At 57.4% G+C, this 16,640-nt stretch carries 14 protein-coding genes; all 14 read right to left on the bottom strand.

Annotated elements, in window-relative coordinates; all coding sequences use genetic code 11:
* The 14 genes from BLQ12_RS04530 to tviB all read right to left on the bottom strand — a co-directional run bounded on the left by BLQ12_RS04530 (window position 1) and on the right by tviB (window position 16,573).
* Window positions 1-1,350, bottom strand: a complete 1,350-nt coding sequence (locus tag BLQ12_RS04530; RefSeq protein WP_092208696.1) for a glycosyltransferase family 4 protein — start codon at window positions 1,348-1,350, stop codon at window positions 1-3.
* Between the two features lie 23 nt (window positions 1,351-1,373).
* Window positions 1,374-3,212, bottom strand: a complete 1,839-nt coding sequence (locus BLQ12_RS04525) for an asparagine synthetase B family protein (protein WP_092208694.1) — start codon at window positions 3,210-3,212, stop codon at window positions 1,374-1,376.
* Window positions 3,209-4,507, bottom strand: coding sequence for an O-antigen ligase family protein (locus tag BLQ12_RS04520; protein WP_175469496.1), 1,299 nt, complete (start codon window positions 4,505-4,507; stop codon window positions 3,209-3,211). Before BLQ12_RS04520 ends, BLQ12_RS04525 begins: the two co-directional genes overlap by 4 nt.
* Before the next feature lie 500 nt (window positions 4,508-5,007).
* Complete coding sequence (asnB, locus tag BLQ12_RS04515; protein WP_092208690.1) at window positions 5,008-6,930, bottom strand: asparagine synthase (glutamine-hydrolyzing); 1,923 nt, start codon at window positions 6,928-6,930, stop codon at window positions 5,008-5,010.
* A 33-nt stretch (window positions 6,931-6,963) separates the two neighbouring features.
* The gene (locus tag BLQ12_RS27660) at window positions 6,964-7,401 is read right to left on the bottom strand and encodes a glycosyltransferase (protein WP_217640238.1); all 438 of its coding nucleotides are present in this window, start codon (window positions 7,399-7,401) and stop codon (window positions 6,964-6,966) included.
* A complete protein-coding gene (locus BLQ12_RS27655) occupies window positions 7,391-8,176 on the bottom strand; it encodes a glycosyltransferase (protein WP_092208687.1) in 786 nt (261 codons plus the stop codon). Before BLQ12_RS27655 ends, BLQ12_RS27660 begins: the two co-directional genes overlap by 11 nt.
* Window positions 8,177-8,207: 31 nt before the next feature.
* Window positions 8,208-9,419, bottom strand: a complete 1,212-nt coding sequence (locus BLQ12_RS04500) for a TIGR03087 family PEP-CTERM/XrtA system glycosyltransferase (RefSeq protein ID WP_092208686.1) — start codon at window positions 9,417-9,419, stop codon at window positions 8,208-8,210.
* Window positions 9,420-9,644: 225 nt separating this feature from the next.
* The gene (locus BLQ12_RS04495) at window positions 9,645-10,676 is read right to left on the bottom strand and encodes a FemAB family XrtA/PEP-CTERM system-associated protein (RefSeq protein WP_092208685.1); all 1,032 of its coding nucleotides are present in this window, start codon (window positions 10,674-10,676) and stop codon (window positions 9,645-9,647) included.
* Entirely contained in the window at window positions 10,669-11,595 is a 927-nt protein-coding gene (locus tag BLQ12_RS04490; RefSeq protein ID WP_092208683.1) for an XrtA system polysaccharide deacetylase, read from the bottom strand. Before BLQ12_RS04490 ends, BLQ12_RS04495 begins: the two co-directional genes overlap by 8 nt.
* Window positions 11,585-12,715 carry a non-hydrolyzing UDP-N-acetylglucosamine 2-epimerase gene (gene wecB, locus BLQ12_RS04485; RefSeq protein WP_092208681.1) on the bottom strand — a complete coding sequence of 377 codons (1,131 nt, stop codon included), beginning with the start codon at window positions 12,713-12,715 and terminating at the stop codon, window positions 11,585-11,587. Before wecB ends, BLQ12_RS04490 begins: the two co-directional genes overlap by 11 nt.
* 13 nt (window positions 12,716-12,728) lie before the next feature.
* Window positions 12,729-13,598: an exosortase gene (locus tag BLQ12_RS04480; RefSeq protein ID WP_254781972.1), complete on the bottom strand. Its 870-nt coding sequence runs from the start codon at window positions 13,596-13,598 to the stop codon at window positions 12,729-12,731.
* Entirely contained in the window at window positions 13,558-14,223 is a 666-nt protein-coding gene (locus BLQ12_RS04475; protein WP_254781970.1) for an exosortase C-terminal domain/associated protein EpsI, read from the bottom strand. The genes BLQ12_RS04480 and BLQ12_RS04475 overlap by 41 nt, the downstream gene beginning before the upstream one ends.
* On the bottom strand, window positions 14,220-15,293 hold the full coding sequence (locus tag BLQ12_RS04470; protein ID WP_092209007.1) for an NAD-dependent epimerase/dehydratase family protein: 1,074 nt from the start codon (window positions 15,291-15,293) through the stop codon (window positions 14,220-14,222). The genes BLQ12_RS04475 and BLQ12_RS04470 overlap by 4 nt, the downstream gene beginning before the upstream one ends.
* A 2-nt stretch (window positions 15,294-15,295) precedes the next feature.
* Complete coding sequence (tviB, locus tag BLQ12_RS04465; protein ID WP_092208677.1) at window positions 15,296-16,573, bottom strand: Vi polysaccharide biosynthesis UDP-N-acetylglucosamine C-6 dehydrogenase TviB; 1,278 nt, start codon at window positions 16,571-16,573, stop codon at window positions 15,296-15,298.
* Between the last annotated feature and the right edge of the window lie 67 nt (window positions 16,574-16,640).

Below are 16,640 nucleotides of genomic sequence, written 5' to 3'. Positions count from 1 at the left end.
TCACCCGTTTTTCGTCTGAGGATATGACGGAAAAAACCCGTCAAAAACGCCTGCCAGCTGCGTCGTCAAAGCCCCGGCTTCAAATGCCAGGTAGTCCTTCTTCACGACGCGTTCCGCGGACCGTGCCTGCCGAATCACATCCAGAATAGCCCCCTCCATGCCCTCGGGGTCGTCGGTATCCGCTACCACCCCCAGGCCGTGGGCTTCAATGAGTTCCTGGGTGGCCCCTTCCCCGCACACCGCAAGGACAGGTTTCTGGGACCGGATATATTCAAAGAGCTTGGCGGGAATCTGCAGGCGGGTATCCGGCTGGATGAGAAGGGCGATGTCCGATTGGAACAACATATCCAGAGCTTGATTCTTAGGGACCATCCCAACACAGGTAACCATTGCGCCTACCGGGTGGGAGCCGATAAGGTTCTTGATGCGGACCTCGTCCACATGGCCGATGAAACGAACCGCCACCTCATGGGTGCCGAGACGCCCGGTGTCGATCAATCGAGTAAGGGCCTGAAGAAAACTGTCGGGAGTGCGTTTGCCGTAAAGATTACCCACATGGGTCACCACCAGGGGGGCCGTGCCGGAGGCCCTGGCCTTCAGCCCGACGTACTCCATCTCGTTATATCCGTTGGTGATGGTATGGCACTTGTTCCCAGAGCCCGCCGTGTCGGCCAACAGGGTGCGCAGCGGCTCCGTGTTGGCAATGACCGCATCGGCCCGGCGAAGGCACCATCTCTCCAGAAAACAGTTCACCCGCCTGCGAAACCCCACGTTCAGCTCGTCATAAGGATTGTTCATCCATGGGTCCCTGAAATCGATGACCAACGGCAGGTGAAAATGAGCCTTTAAAGCAAGCCCGATGAGAAACGAGGTCCAGGGCCCCCCCGACGCATAGATCAGATCGGGTTTTTCACGGCGACAGATGCGAAACCCTTCTGACAGGGCATAGGGAAACCAGCCCACCTGCTTGTCCGGAATGCGGTATGCCAGGGTGACGGCATCCTTAACCCCCTGCCAAAGCCCCTTTCCGGCGGGGGGGGATCCTGCCGCCTCTCCCTGCCCCGCACTTGCCGGGGTGGCGTTGCCCCTGAACTTTCCCCTGAGGCTGAGCATGGCGTCAATCCCCTGGAAACACTTTGTCCTGTGAACTCGCGCCGACCCGTTTACCCTGGCACAGAGCCCGTCATCAAGGGCCGTTCCCCTTTCGTAATGGCAGGGGAGCACGGTGAGCACCACCGGATCCCAGCCCCGGTCCGGGAGGTGCTCCACGAAATTCAGCACACGAAAAACGCCCGTCCCGGCAAAGGGAGGGAACTGGTAGCTGATGCACAGCACGCGTTTTCTGGTCATAACAACTCCCCGGTAAACCCGATTCACTCACACATCACGGAGCACGCCTCTTCAAAGGCTCGCTCCAGGGTGACCATTCGCATCAACTGGGCTGACGCAAGACCAAAGCCCGAAGCACAGGACTGCCGGACCACCTCGACCATGGCGCCCTTGTCGTAGAGCGCCCCTGTCTTAAGCCCCTGTGATAAAAAAACGTCCGTCAACGGCTCTGCATCATGGATCATTGCCAGAACACGTCCGTGTATATCCATCCCCTGGGCACCCTGTTGATACTGCCCTCCGGCGAGCCTGGTCCGGACCTTCCCTGCTGCGCCCCGCAGCCAGCATCCAAGATGGGCCCTGCCATGGGCAAAGGAGACCGGAGTCGCCGGCAGGTTCTCGCCCATGGGTTCCCGGGCCAGGACAGGATGGGACGCCTGGAGCAGGTGCCTGTACATGTAATTTTTGTATTTGGCGTACCATGGCAGACGAAACATGAGTTCCAGCAGCTCACCGGTCAAAAACAAGGTGCTGCACGGCATGAGCTGAAAGGTCGACGAATAGTACCTGCCATGCCAGCGTCCCATGCGACTGTTTAAATACATTAAATCAATCTTTGCGGTGTTTGAACGGGCGGTATTCTCCGTTGATAACGCTTGGATGGCCCGCTCCGTCGCCTTAAAAAACTGGGGTTTCAACTCAGGGGCCAGGAGCGCCCAGTCGTGGCCGGGAACCATGAGGCGTTTCACCAGTCGCCCCTTGTTAACGATCCGTTGCCCTCCCTTAAGGAAGAATTCCCCTTCCCACCAACGCCCCCGGAACAGCTCCCCTCCGCTGCCGTTGAACGCCAAATTAAATCTATCGCCGTGGTGTTGATGCACAGCCATGGGGATCACGTAGTCCGATACCGGGATCTCCCCGTCGGTAAGGCGAAGGGCCCTGCTGATATCGGCCATGGTCAGCCCACCCACGATGTGCCCCAGCTCATTCAACTCATGATGCCACCCCAACCGTCTGGCAATGGCGCTTGAAACCCTGACATCGTCGCTTCCCGAAAACCCGTTGCAGACCGTGGCAAAAGGAAGGTCTGCCTTCAGCAGGGTGGAGACAACCCCCCGGGAATCAAACCCGGCCGTCAGATCACACACAGGACGATCGTAAGTTACGGCCAGTGCCTTTGCGTGTCTGTCCAGGGACATAAGGGCTTTTTCCACGCAAACCTGGGTCGTAAGGGGGGGCTGGTCCGCCCCATAACCTGATAACGGTTGCCAGTACCGCAGCTTACGGGGCGCTGCCTGGTTTTTCCCGTCAAACACCCAGGCAGAGGCCGGGGGAAAGACATGGATCCCTTTGTAAAAGGTCCTGTCGCCCTGCACGTACCCCATGGAGAGAAACTCGGTGCACCCCAGAAGGTCAGGGGAAGGGGTCCCCAGCACCGCGGCCAGGGCCAGTGACGAGGTGGAAAAGAGGAAAAACCCGTCACGTTGCGCATGATAGACCTTCAGAACCCCTGCGTGATCGGAAAAAAGGGTGACTCTGGAGCACTCCTCGTCCACCGACATACCGAAAAACTGCCCCTGGAGGGACCCGGCAACTTCTTCAGGACCGCTGTCACCTGGAGAGGGGCTTCCGGAGAACACCCCCGCAACCTGGGTCCACGCCCTCCCGTTACCGGGCGACTCCAAAACAGAACGACGCATGAAAAAGGTGATCTCACAGAGTTTCCCGCGTTTCACCTGAACATTCGGGTTGTCCTTGAACTGGCCGTAGGCCGAACACAGGCGCCGGGCACAGGTGTCGCGCAGCGAAGACGGGCTGCCCACCACCCCCACAAAACCATTGACCAGGGCGGGATCTATGGGATTCACATTTTCCGCCGTCATGGCTGGATTCCTTCCGTGCCCTCAGGGCCTTGGGCTGCGTCCGCAACAGCGGACAACACTGGCACAAGCGCCGCAATCAGGTAGATGCATTCAAAATAGAGGCGATCGATAAAAATCGACGCCGTAAAAAAACCGGCAAGTCCCGTTTCCAAGGCGTAGGTATGGGCCAGCATGTGATTCCGAAGGCCCTTGTCCATGCCCATGATCCCGTGAAGGCTGCTGCGAGCCCGTCGAGTCCCTTTGAAAAGAAGCAGGATAAACACCAGATAAATGCCCAGCCCCAGTACACCCTGTTCAGTCACCACAAGGACATAGGTGTTGTGTGAGGCGCGCCTCCCCACCCTTTTTTCAATCAAATGGTCCGGGAGATAAGAGGTGCTCAGCAGGGAGAACCCCCCGCCTCCGCACCCCAGGGGGTAATCCTTGATCATGTGCAAGCCGTACCTCCAGATATCGGTGCGCCCGGCACTTTGATCCTCGATGTTCTCTTCCCCGCCGAACAGACGGGTCACCCGCGTCACATACCCTTTGTCCATGATCCCCAGCACCACCACTGCGGCCGCCACAAACCCCAGGACCATCTTTTTGATGTCCACGTCCCTGCGAGCGCCCCAGGCAAAGACCCCGGCTGCCACCAGCAGGCCCAGGAACCCGCCCCGGCTCCGCGTCATGGCAAACATGTTGAGAATAAAGGGGGTAAACAGAAGTGCGGCCACCTTTTCAAACCTGCTGCCGAAAAAAAGAAACACCACGAGAAAAGGCAGCACCAGCACCACAAGGGCCGCCAGCATGTTGGCGTCCGCGGCGTCCGGCAGGCCCACGCCGTCCAGGCGCATTCCGCTGAAATAATGCCTTGCCAAAAGAGAGAGGAAAAAGCAGTGGAACAAAATGGCCAGGACAAACCAGCGATACTGGGCAAAGGTTTTGATGATCCTGCACACCAGGTAAAAGAAGAGGACATACCGGAAAAAGTCGTAAATCCTCACCAGGGATCGATCGGCATTGTAGGCCAGGGGAATGATGCAGATCATGAGGCCCAAAAGGAGAATCAGCGCCTTCAAGGGGGCGTTCATACCATCCTTGAGCTGCTCCTTATGAATCACGCAGCTTGCCAGGACAATGCCCGCCGAGAGAAAACTCCACCGAAGGCTCGGCACGCTGGCGGCCCACCACTGGTGGGAGGGGATGTTGAAATAAACGAAGACATAAGTCAGCACCGCCCAGAAAGGCCCCCGGCACAGACCGGCCACCCACCCGACCGCCACAACAAGAAGATAAAAGATCGGATAGACCATGTGGGTGGTTGATTTCTCTCTTTTTCGGCACATGTGACCTTACAGAACACCGTGCCTTCTATGGTCAACATGGATGATCCCAGGGCCACAGAGCGATGTTACAACATGACAACGGGCGAAACCCGTCAGCGAATGTGATCGGCCTGAGGAACGAAGGCCGAGAGCATTCGCGAGCCTGGGGTCAAAGGGCTCAGCCCCTTGCCGCCGGAGGCAGCCAAGTTAAAACTGCCTCCGGCGGCCCTGCCGGGAGCTAAACTTTTAAAAAGTTTAATAAACAGGTTTTAAAAAGCAAATTCAGGCCAATCAAAATCAAAAGTGAATGTGATTTTCCCTGAGGAACGAAGGGGAAAGCGCATTCGCAATCTGCTTTCGAGGTGGCACACCTCGCCGCCGGAGGCATTGCTTTTGTTCTTTCTTGAGCCCTCTTGACCCTGTGATTCATCAGACTTTAACCATAGAAGGCACGCTTCTTGAATCGATTTTGACCATAGAGGGCACCATCAGGAAAGCCATCGCCGTCCCCAGAGCTCGAAGATGAGAATCGCCCAGATCTCGAAGGCAAAGTCCCGTTGCCCTTTTTGGTGCTGGTCCCAAAGCCTTTCAACGGCCTTTTCGTTGAGGTAATTGCTGCAAAAACTGTTCTTGCTCAGGACGGTGTCTTCAAAGACGGGCTTCAGATCGTTTTTTACCCAGGAGGACAGGGGAATGGAGAACCCTTTTTTCTCCCGGTACATGCAGTCGTGGGGCAGGTGACCTGCCAGGGATTTCTTAAAGATGTATTTGCCTTCCCGTTTTTTCAGCTTCAGGTTCGAGGGCATGGCGGCCACCAGCTCCATGAACTCATGGTCCAGAACCGGGACCCTAACTTCCAGTGAGTTCGCCATGCTTGCGCGGTCCACCTTGGTGAGGATGTCATCCACCAGATAGGTCTTCATGTCCGTGTATTGAACCCGGGAGAGGGGGCAGGAGGCATCGCTTTTCCTGAAATACCTTTCATAGTGACATACGGGCGAATACCCGTTGAGTTCTTTTTTCATCTCAGGGCTGAACAGATCAGGTGCACCCTGGAACCACGCCATGGAGTTGTAATACCCTTGCACGGGCTCCCTGGACAAATTGGTCAACAGGGTTTTGGCCCGTAAAAACCTGGGCAGGCGATCCGCCTTGGGGCAAATATCCGCCAACCCCGAAATAACGGTTTTCCTGAACCATTCGGGAAACACGGCCCGCAGGCGATTCTCTGCAAAATCAAAGAGGTGGCGCCTGTATCCCGCAAAATTTTCATCGCCTCCGTCACCGGAGAGTGAAACGGTCACTTTTTCCCTTGCTATCTGGGACACATAATACGTTGGGATGGCCGATGAGTCGGCAAAGGGCTCGTCGAAATGCCACACAAGTTTATCCAGGATAGCCAGGGAGTCGGCATCCACGGTCTTTTCATGGTGGTGTGTGTTGTATTGCTCGGCGATCCTTCGGGCATAGGGAAGCTCGTTGAATGTTTCGTCTGCAAACCCGATGGAAGCTGTTTTGACCGGGGCCTCGCTTAAGCCCGCCATGAGGGCAACAACAGCGCCGGAGTCCACCCCGCCACTTAAAAACGCCCCCAAGGGGACGTCGCTTAGCATACGTAAGTCAATGGCTTCCTCAAGTTTGTGACGAACCCTGCGGCACCATTCATCCTCCGTAAGGTCAAGGGTCTGGGCAAAGGAGATATCCCAATACTCGTCAGTGCGCATGACGCCATCTTCGATGCTCAGGGTGTGACCGGGCAAGAGCTTGTGTATGCCGTCAAAAATGCTCTCCGGACCGGGGACATACATCAGGTGGAAGTAATCGCATACCGACTCAGAACGCACCTTTCTGGGTACATCGGGGTGCTCTAAAATCGCTTTGATCTCCGATCCAAAAACAAACCGGCCGGTCTCAAAAAAATAGTATAACGGCTTGATCCCCACCCTGTCCCGGGCTGCAAAGATCCTGTCCCTGCGCTGGTCCCACAGGACAAAGGCAAACATCCCCCTGAATTTTTGTACGCACGCATCCCCCCACTCTTCATAGGCATGGACAATCACCTCGGTATCCGAGTCTGTGGCAAAGCGGTGCCCTTTTCCCGTCAACTCGGTTTTGATGGACGCATAGTTGTAGATTTCCCCGTTGTACGTCACCCACACAGACCGGTCTTCATTGGGAATGGGCTGATGCCCGCTGTCCAGGGCAATGATGCTGAGCCGCCTGTGGGCCAGGCCCACATGCCCCTGCCCCGGGACGTGCTTCCACTTTGGGCGAGGTTCAGCCTCGGGGCGGTTCATGAAAAAACCTTCATCATCCGGTCCGCGATGTTTCAAAACATCGGCCATTTTTTTCAGGATATCGGGTGATACCGGTGCACGATCCGTGTTGATGATGCCTGCTATTCCACACATTGCACTATCTCTCCAAGCCCATGAAAAATGACGCTACCCAACGTGAACCTGGGCATCATAGATATCGCGGTACACAGAGGTGGTTTTCGCCCAGGTATGGGCCCGGGACACCCATGCCTTTCCCTCCTGCTCCAAGGTTGCCGCCAGGTGTCCGTCCGAGAGTACCTTTCCCAGCGCAGCCACCAGGCCTTCCAGATCTCCTGCGGGAAACATCACGCCTGTTTCCCCGTCGGTGATGAGCTCACGGTGCCCACCGACATCGCTTGCAATGAGAGCCTTTCCCATGGCCATGGCCTCAAGGGGCTTGAGCGGGGTCACCAGCTCCGTCAAGCGCATGGGGTATCGCGGGTAGACAAGCACATCGACCATGGCGTAGACCCCCGCGACCCGCTCGTGGGGCACCCGTCCCGGCATAATAACCCGATCCTCAATCCCCATCTGCCTTGCCAGGGCGCGCAGCTCAGCCTCCATCTCCCCGCCCCCCCACGAGGAGGAGCACGCACCCGTCATCGTTCCGGCTCAGTTTACCGAAGGCCTTCACCAGAAGATCCAGCCCTTCGTAGCGATAGAACGAGCCGATAAAGCCGATGACTTTTTTCCCCTCCACGCCCCATTTTCTCCGGTATTCCTCATCGGGTTTGCATGGAGCAAAGTCATCAGGGTTTACCCCGTTGAACACCGGGGTAATTTTGTCACCGGCAATGCCCCGTTTCTCAAGGTCTTTTTTCAGCCCATTGCACAATATGGCGACATGGCCCGCTTTTTTGCACACCTTTGTTTCGATGTACTTTGTCAGCCTGTATTTTAAGGCGCCCTCTTTGTAAGCCCCGTGATCCACGGCCGCGTCTTCCCAAAAGGCTCGAATTTCATACACAACAGGCGTCTTCGTCTTTTTTCCGGCAAGCAGTGCGGGAAGACCGTTCAAGGACGGAGAGTGAGCGTGGATAAGCCCGATGTCTTCGCGCTTTAGAATCTCCATGATCCTGCGATAGGTTTTTACCATGTGCTTTGCTTCGTACAGCACCGGCCACGCCCTGCCTTCCACCTTGCCCGCTCTGTAATAGTGAAACCCGTTGATAACGTCCCTGCCCGTGGAATCGCCTTTCCAGTTTTCCTCCTGCTTGGGAGTCGTCAACACCACAGGTTCATAGCCCATGTTTCTCTGGGCTTCAAAAATACTCTGGCTTCGGAAGGTATACCCGCTGTGCAGGGGCAGGCTGTGATCGAGAATGTGGAGAATTTTCATGTGATGCCTTTACTCGTTGGCCAGAAAGTTTTTAATGAAGGGCGATATCCATCAGTTTGGACACATTCCGGTTCCACGAATAGTCGCGCTGGACACAGGCCCTTGCGGCCTGTCCCAACTCGACCCTTCGCTCGGGGTCATCCATAAGGGACAAGATGGTCTCTGAAAACCCTTTGGGGCTGTCGGCCACCAGAACGTGCTTCCCGTGTGTCACCTGGATGCCCTGGATCGCCGCAGGTGTTGTCACCACGGTCTTTCCCATGGCCATGGCTTCCAGGACTTTGTTTTGAACCCCCCTTGCGATGCGAAGGGGAATGACGCAGACATCGGCTTCCTGGTAGTAGGGGCGAATGTCTTTGACAAAGCCCGTCACATGGACATCGTCCATGGCTGAAAGCTCTGTGACGGTGGGAAGGGGGTTGCTGCCGACGATATTGAACACGATGTCCGGGTGTCCCCGTCGAACCTCCGGCAGGATATCGTGGCAAAACCACCGGACCCCGTCGACATTGGCATAGTAATCCATGGCCCCGGCAAACATCAGCATGGGCTTTCCGCTCCGTTGGGAAACATCACGTTCATGCTCAGAAAAATAGTCGCTGTCCACCCCGTTGGGGACGACGAATATCCGCTCCTCATCCTTTGACAAGGCCTTAAACAAAGACGCCTCGTGATCTGATACGAAAATAGAGCGATCAAACATTCTGTGTACCTTTTGCTCATAACGCAGCAGGCGCAGCCCTTCGTTTTTATACAATACATTCAGTGGAAATTTTGTCTTTCCGGCATACTGGACCCACTTGTCCGAATCCACATCGCAAAAATCCATGACCAGGCGCATGGATCCGTCCTTTGAAGCGACAAAATCATCCTCCAGCAGGTACTGGGCCATGGGGGACGAGAAACAGATGACGGCATCGTAGGGCGTCTCCCGGGTCCAGGCGTTAAAGATCCGCTGAAACCTGCGGCGGTAAAAGTAGCGCTCAGAGATGGTTGCCCCCTTCAAAAAACTGCACACCCCGTTGACCTTGGCTTTGAAGGTGTTCAAGGGCAGCACCGCCACCCTTCGGCACAAAGCGGAGAGTTCTTTGCGGTGCTTGAGGTCCCGCCGGTCGTCGGCGAGGCAGATCAGGTCCACCTCGTGGTTCAAGGCAAGGTGCCGGATGGTGTTGTAAGACCTTATTTTATCCCCCTTGTTGGGGGGGTAGGGAATTCTGTGGGCAAGGTACAGGACGCGGCTCATGGGCTCCACCAGATCAAAAAAGAAAGGGTAACTATTCAGTTATGCCTCCGGCGGCAAGGTGTGCCACCTTGAAAGCAGGTTGCGGATTTGCTTTGCCCCTCGTCCCTCGGGTCAAAGCAAATCCGCCTTTAAAACGAAATTCATTCAAACAGATTTTTTTATGGCCTGTTTGTTAAACTTTTTAAAAGTTTAGCCCCCGGCAGGGCCGCCGGAGGCAACCGAATATCAAACAAGATACTTGGACAGCATGGGTCCGGCCACCCGGGTTGCCTGCAGGGGCATGCGCCGCCACATCTCGATGCGCCTCTGGTACTTGGGGTTGGCCGGGCTCAGGTCAGGCATCTCCCCCACGTCCAGGAGGTGGTACTGGTACGCCAGGGGCTCCGGCTCAAAGCCCCAGTTCTTTTTAAAGTGAAAAGAGCCTGTCCCCTTTTTGCTGCGGCCGAAATCGAAGCAGTGGCACCCTTTCCAGCTGGCGTCGCGCATGAGCTCCCAGTACATGAAGTCGTTGGGGGCCAGGTGCCTGAGCCGGAAATCCGAACCTGCATAGTAGGGGATCACGTGGTTTTTGTAGTAAAAGGTAAGCACCGCCGAGGCCGCGCGGCCTTCGGGGGTCCGCACCACCATGATCCGTGCGTTCTCCCCGCAGCATTTCAGGAAATTGACAAAAAACCTCTTTTGAAACACTGGTGTGCCCAGCCGGTGGTAGTTCTTGGACAAAATGTCATAAAACTCATCCAGCAGATGGTTGCCGAATTCCGACCGCAAGCCCATCTTGATGCCCTTGCGGACCATGGCCCTGGATTTTCTCGGGATGGCCTTCAGGTTGGCGTCATCGCTGGAGGAGATCTCTTTTTTAAAGTTGTAGTAAAGATCCTTGGTGGGCAGGTCCGGCATGCCGTGGCGGTTTCTAAACTCCACGTAGTGGCATTTTGTCTTTTTGGCGATGGTGTCCGATTCGTCCAGGAGTCTTGCCGTGACCGCATCCGAGTCGGTCAAGGGCCCCCCGGTTTCCGCAAAGGGCGTGGACACGACAAAGTGTCCGAACAACAGGCTCTTGATCTCAAACAGGGGCAAGACCCCCACCATACGGTCTTCTTCATCTTCTGCGATCAAATACCAGGACCGATGCCCGAAGGTCGTTTCCACCACGTGTTTCCACGACACCAGATGGAAAAAGGTGCCGTCGGCATGCCCGTTGACATACCGGTCCCACCGGTGCTCATCCCCAGCCTGGAATACCCTGACCTTAACCATAAATCGCCTCTTTCTCTTTTTGACAGGCAACGGCGTCTCCCATCAGACGCAGATAATTCCGGCACCCTGTGAACCGGACCGGGCCGAGTGCTTGTAAGCAATGGGCCAGCTTCCCGGCCGTGCGATTCAGGTTGATGTAATGCCTGAAGGCATACTGGGCCGATGCCCCTTTCACCCTGGGCTGGCCGGGATCCAGCTCCCAGGGGTGGGTGTAAAAGACAAAGGCCCCGTCCCGGTTCATCTGGCGGCGCACCCCCCCGGCGTAAAGCCGGGCCGGGATCATCCTGAAATACCCTCCGCCACCCCAGGGGATGACCTGGTCCCCTAACGTGAGGTTGCTGACAGGCACCTCATAAAAATCGTCTTGAAGCTTGATGGCGATGCCCCTCCGAAGAAACCCCGAGACATCCAGCCTGCCGTACCGGCCGTGCCGGTCAAAGGAGTTGTAACTTGAATCATAGAGGTACCCGCACTCTTGAATGAGGGCCAGCACCTCTTCGTTTACTGCAAAACTCGGGGCCCGATACCCCCACACCCTCTCCCCGATCAGGTCCTCAAGGAGTGTGCGGCTCTTCAGGAGGTCCTCCCGCAGGGCCTTTCTGGTCTGCATGGCGGGCAGATGATGATTAAACCCGTGGGATGCGATCTCATGGCCGCGGCCATAAATCTCCCGCACCAGGTGGGGATACCGTTCGGCAAGCCAGCCCAGCACAAAAAAGGTCGCCTCCCGCCGCTGCCCTCCCCCGTCCAGAAGATCCAGCAGCCCATGGATATTTTTCTCCACCCGCAGCTCCCGGTGCGGCCACGACTCAAAGGGAATCCACGGCTTGAAGTTCTCCACCTGAAACCAGTCTTCGACGTCCACCGTAAAGACAAAGGCCCCTTTGCCCCGGGTGTCGGGACCCGTCTCAGGCGCCATGGGCGACCCCCTCTTCTGCCCCCACAATTTTTCGGATCGACGACGCCACGCGTTGGGCGGTTTGCCCGTCCCACAACTCGGGGACCTCAAAACCGTGGCAAGGGGCCTGCAGGATCCCGTCAACGGACGCCTCAATATTTCTTACGGTGCAGAGACGATTGGAGCCTATGGTGACCGTCACGGGGCGTTCCGTGTTTGGCCTAAGGGTCAGGCACGGGATCTTGAGGTAGGTGGTCTCTTCCTGAACGCCGCCGGAATCGGTGAGCACAAACCGCGCGTCGCACACCAGGCTCATGAACTCGATGTAGCCCAGGGGATCACAAAACGTAAGGTTCGGCTGGGCTTTCAGCCCGTCCATAAGCGAGGTTTCCGCCAACCGCTTGGCCGTTCTCGGGTGAACGGGAAACACCAGGGGAATCTTTTTTGAGATGCGCACCAGCACCTCGCACAAGGCCTTCAAGGTGTCATCGTCGTCCACGTTGGACGGCCTGTGAAGGGTGACCACCCCGTAGTTCCCGGCCTTCAGGTGATGGCGCGTGCACACGGACCGGGCTTCAATCTTTTCCCTCAGCATCTCAAAGGCATCGATCATGATATTGCCCACGAACTGGATCTTCTCCGGGGCCACCCCTTCCTGCATCAGGTTGGCGTCACCGTCTTGCGAGGGGGTCCAGAGATAATGGGAGAGCCTGTCTGTTACCAGGCGGTTGATCTCTTCGGGCATGGACATGTCAAAGGACCTCAGGCCCGCCTCCAGATGGGCGATGGGCACCCCCAGCTTGGCTGCCGCAATGGTTGTCGCCAACGTGGAGTTGACATCCCCCACCACCACGAGAAGATCCGGGGGGTCCTTTAACAGAACCCGTTCATAGGCCATCATCACCCGTCCGGTCTGTTCGGCATGGCTTCCGCTTCCCACCCCCAGGTGAATGTGCGGCTCCGGAAGATGAAAATCCCTGAAAAAGGCGTCAGACATGTTGTCGTCGTAATGCTGCCCGGTATGGACGATGACCGGCTCGGCCCAGCCGCTGCGGGCCAGGACATGGTACAGCGGAGCAATTTTCATGAAGTTCGGCCGCGCCGCCGCAATCAAATGAATCCGTTTTTTTAAATGGGTCATAATGTGGGTGCTTTCACGTTTCCAAACATTGATTTATCACGAAGAGAAAAAAAATCGCCGCGCCAAAGGCCACCATCCCGGAAAGATCATGCATCGTCCCGTGGGCTGTCTCCGGGCTGATGTACACGGCCATCATGCCGGTGACCGTAAGCCGTAAGACATTCACCAGCACGGCAACAGGAACAGAGGACAAAAACAGGATCCATTTTTTCCAGGGTGCAAGGGGGGAGATGAAGGCAAAGGCAGCCCCCAGGGCCAGGAGCGCCATGAGGGACCGGAGCCCCGAACAGGCATCCACGACCTCTAAGGTGGTGGATGCCAGGTGCAGGACATTGCCCTCCCGAAATACCGACACCCCAAACAGAGGCAGGGCGTGGGCAGCCCCCGAAGCGGCCATGAGCTGCAGGGGAAAGGCGATCTTGTTCCAGATGATGCTGGGCAGGGGAATCATGAAGACCAGGTACCCCACCGGCACGGCCAGGGCCTTGGCCCACTGCCTGCCCAGGCAAAACAGAATGATCCCGGCCAGGGTGACCAGCATGGAGCATCGCATCACAAAGAGTTCGGCCCCGATGGTTCCCACGAAGAAAAGCAGCAGCCCCCCGCCAAACACCGCCAGCCCCAGGTGCGAAGGGGTGATGGGAAGCGCTTTCAACTGCTCTTTCCGGCGCCAGATCAGAAATCCCGAGATGAGCGGGACAAGGTACCCATGGGAGAAATTGGGGTTGGTGTTCCAGTCCGAGGTGAGCTCCGCCAGGGTTCCCAGGTACAAAAAACCGAAGGAGGCGGCCAGCAGCACCCCGTGGGCACAGCCCACCGCTTGTGGCCGGGCGCTTATCGCCCTATGAAGGAAGGTACGCATGGAGGACAGGTGCGAGGTCATGGGCAAAGGCTTTCAGTTGTTGGGTGGCGGCATCGGCATCCCCGCCGCGAACAGGCGAGATCAGCCGGACAAAGGAGCCGTCGGTGCGTCGCTTGAAAATGGAGTCCACCACAAGGTAGATCTTCTGCATGTACTCCGATGAGATGATCCGCCCCCTGGATTGGAACCAGTAGAGCACCACGTGCCGCTCACCGCCGTTTTCAATGAAAAGCTTGATGGCCTGAAAGGTATCACCGGGGCCAGTGCCCCTCACCTCTTCCAGGGACGAGTGGGTGATGGCCCAGCCCGAGCCTGGCATGCAGTTCTTCGGGGAGTGAATAAGATCGCCCTTTTTCTGGCTGTGGTAATACCCGATGTAGAGCTGTACCGCATCCCCCCGTGCCGTCCGGTAGGTTCCCAGGATGGAGTCGTCCACGCCCAGGGCCTCGTAAATTTTCTCGTCAAAGCGGCTCGTTTCACCGGTCCACGGCCCGATCTCCATGGGAAAGGCCTCAAAGGACTGTTTCAGGGGCACGGATTCGGTGAGATGCATGCCCCGAATGGCCACGGCGGCGACCAGCATCACCAATACAAGGCACACCATGCGCCCGTGGGGAAGGGCTTGGTTTTGGGTACGGGGGCTCACCTTGCAGCCTTCCGTGTGCCTGAATGAGGGACCCCGTCTTTGCCCCTGAAAAACCCGACGTACCAGTCCATGGCCTCTTCAAGGCCCTCGGTGATCCGGTGGGTGGGGCGGTAATTCAGCAGGCGGGCGGCCTTGGAGACATCGGCCTGGGAGTGCCTGACATCTCCGGCGCGAAAATCCCGGTACACGGGCTCCGGCAGCGTCAAGCCCCCCACCCGGCCGGCAAGGCTCTTTCGAATGGCCCCGTAAAGCCGGACCAGGGTGGTGCGGTCCCCCACGGCCACGTTGTACACCTGGTTGACGGCCTCATCGTTTCGGGTGGTGGCGGCAAGGAGGTTGGCCTGCACCGCGTTTTTCACATAGCAGAAATCGCGGCTGGTCTCTCCGTCGCCGTTGATAAACACGGGTTCCTGATTCAGGCACCCGGCGATCCACCTGGGGATCACCGCGGCGTAGGCGCCGTCGGGGTCCTGGCGGGGGCCGAAGATATTAAAATACCGAAGCCCGATGGAGCCCATACCATAGGCCCGCGCAAAGACATCCGCATAAAGCTCATTGACGTATTTGGTCACGGCATAGGGGGACAGGGGGCTGCCGATGGTCTCCTCCACCTTGGGCAGCCCCGGATGATCGCCGTAGGTAGAGCTTGAGGCGGCATAGACAAAACGTTTCACCCCGTTGTCCCGGGCCGCCAGCAGCATGTTGAGAAACCCCGTGTTGTTGCTGGCATGGGTTGCCAGGGGGTCTTCGATGGACCGCGGCACCGAGCCCAGGGCGGCCTGATGCAGCACGAAGTCCACACCCCTTGATGCCCTCCGGCAGGTTTCTATGTCCGTGATGTCCCCTGAGATCAATTCAAAACGGGCCCACTGCACCTCGGTCACCAGGGCCTGGACCTCATCAAGGTTTCTCCGGTGCCCCGTTGCGAAGTTGTCCAGCCCCACCACCTGCTGATCCAGCTTGAGAAGGGTTTCCAGCAGATTGGACCCGATAAAGCCTGCCACCCCGGTAATCAGCCAGGTCTGCGGCTCCCTGCTCAGCTCTTTTTCAAGGCCTGCAAACGGAGTCATGATCATAACCTCGCGTCCACCTGGTCTGCGGGGAACAGGTACTTGATATCAAAGAGCAGGTGGCGCTCCTTGCCCAGGGCCCTTATGGCATCAATGCCCATCGCCTTGAACTCGTCATGGGCCACGGCAAGGATCACCGCGTCGTAGCTCCCCGGCCCCGGTGCGTCGATGGGCCTTATCCCGTATTCTTCTTCGGCCTCCTGCCCATCGATCCAGGGGTCGTACACAGCCACCTCGGCATGATACTCGGAGAGCTCGTTGACCATGTCCACCACCCGCGTGTTTCGAAGGTCCGGGCAGTTTTCCTTGAAGGTGAGGCCCATGATGAGCACCGAAGCCCCCTGGACCTGGATCCGCCGCTTGATCATCTGCTTGACCACTTCGGAAACCACGTAGGCCCCCATGCCGTCGTTGATCCGCCGCCCGGCAAGGATAATCTCGGGGTGGTACCCTATCTCCTGGGCCTTATGGGTCAGGTAGTAGGGGTCGACCCCGATGCAGTGCCCCCCCACCAGGCCCGGTCGAAACGGGAGAAAATTCCACTTGGTGCCTGCGGCATTGAGCACCTCTTCCGTATCGATCTCCATGCGATTGAACATGATGGCAAGCTCGTTGATCAGGGCGATGTTAAGGTCCCGCTGGGTGTTCTCGATGACCTTGGCCGCTTCGGCCACACGAATGGAACTTGCCTTGTGGGTCCCTGCGTCAATCACCTTGCCGTAAAGGCTGTCTACGAACTCTGCGGCCTCCGGGGTGGAGCCTGAGGTCACCTTGAGGATCGATGTCACCCGGTGCTCTTTGTCCCCGGGGTTGATGCGCTCCGGGCTGTAGCCCGCATAAAAATCGGTATTCAGGGCCAGACCTGAGACCCGCTCAATGATAGGCACACACACCTCTTCCGTGGCCCCGGGGTACACCGTGGATTCATAGATCACCACGTCCCCTTTCCCCACCACCTGCCCCACCAGTTCACTGGCCCCTTCAAGGGGGCTCAGGTCCGGGCGCTTGTTCCCGTCGATGGGCGTGGGCACGGTCACAATGTAGACATTGCACCGTTTCAAGGCCTCCAGATCGCAGGTATAGGTAAGGAGCCTCGCCCCTTTGAGCTCTTCCGGGGCAACTTCCAGGGTGGAGTCTTCACCGCCCTCAAGCTCGTTGACACGCCCTTCATTGATGTCATAGCCCACCGTCGGAAACAGGTGTCCGAAGGCCACGGCCAGCGGAAGCCCGACATACCCCAGGCCGATCACGGCAATTTGAATCTCTTGTTCAGGAATCACAGTTCACCCAGTTTAATGTTGGTTGGGGCTGAAGAAAAAATAAATAGCACGACCAACCTATTTATTT

This window comes from Desulfoluna spongiiphila (assembly GCF_900101345.1).
Taxonomy (GTDB): Bacteria; Desulfobacterota; Desulfobacteria; order Desulfobacterales; family Desulfolunaceae; genus Desulfoluna; species Desulfoluna spongiiphila.
Note: the sequence above shows the minus strand (reverse complement) of the source record. Positions and strands in the feature narration are given on the sequence as shown.

Coding starts and splice junctions, on each gene's coding strand:
- wecB (WP_092208681.1), bottom strand. CDS start 12,715: ATGACCCATTTAAAAAAACGGATTCATTTGATTGCGGCGGCGCGGCCG.
- BLQ12_RS04495 (WP_092208685.1), bottom strand. CDS start 10,676: ATGGTTAAGGTCAGGGTATTCCAGGCTGGGGATGAGCACCGGTGGGAC.
- asnB (WP_092208690.1), bottom strand. CDS start 6,930: ATGTGTGGAATAGCAGGCATCATCAACACGGATCGTGCACCGGTATCA.
- BLQ12_RS04525 (WP_092208694.1), bottom strand. CDS start 3,212: ATGACGGCGGAAAATGTGAATCCCATAGATCCCGCCCTGGTCAATGGT.
- BLQ12_RS27655 (WP_092208687.1), bottom strand. CDS start 8,176: ATGAAAATTCTCCACATTCTCGATCACAGCCTGCCCCTGCACAGCGGG.
- BLQ12_RS04500 (WP_092208686.1), bottom strand. CDS start 9,419: ATGAGCCGCGTCCTGTACCTTGCCCACAGAATTCCCTACCCCCCCAAC.
- BLQ12_RS04470 (WP_092209007.1), bottom strand. CDS start 15,293: ATGACTCCGTTTGCAGGCCTTGAAAAAGAGCTGAGCAGGGAGCCGCAG.
- BLQ12_RS04480 (WP_254781972.1), bottom strand. CDS start 13,598: ATGACCTCGCACCTGTCCTCCATGCGTACCTTCCTTCATAGGGCGATA.
- BLQ12_RS04490 (WP_092208683.1), bottom strand. CDS start 11,595: ATGGCGCCTGAGACGGGTCCCGACACCCGGGGCAAAGGGGCCTTTGTC.
- BLQ12_RS04530 (WP_092208696.1), bottom strand. CDS start 1,350: ATGACCAGAAAACGCGTGCTGTGCATCAGCTACCAGTTCCCTCCCTTT.
- BLQ12_RS27660 (WP_217640238.1), bottom strand. CDS start 7,401: ATGGAGGCTGAGCTGCGCGCCCTGGCAAGGCAGATGGGGATTGAGGAT.
- BLQ12_RS04520 (WP_175469496.1), bottom strand. CDS start 4,507: ATGGTCTATCCGATCTTTTATCTTCTTGTTGTGGCGGTCGGGTGGGTG.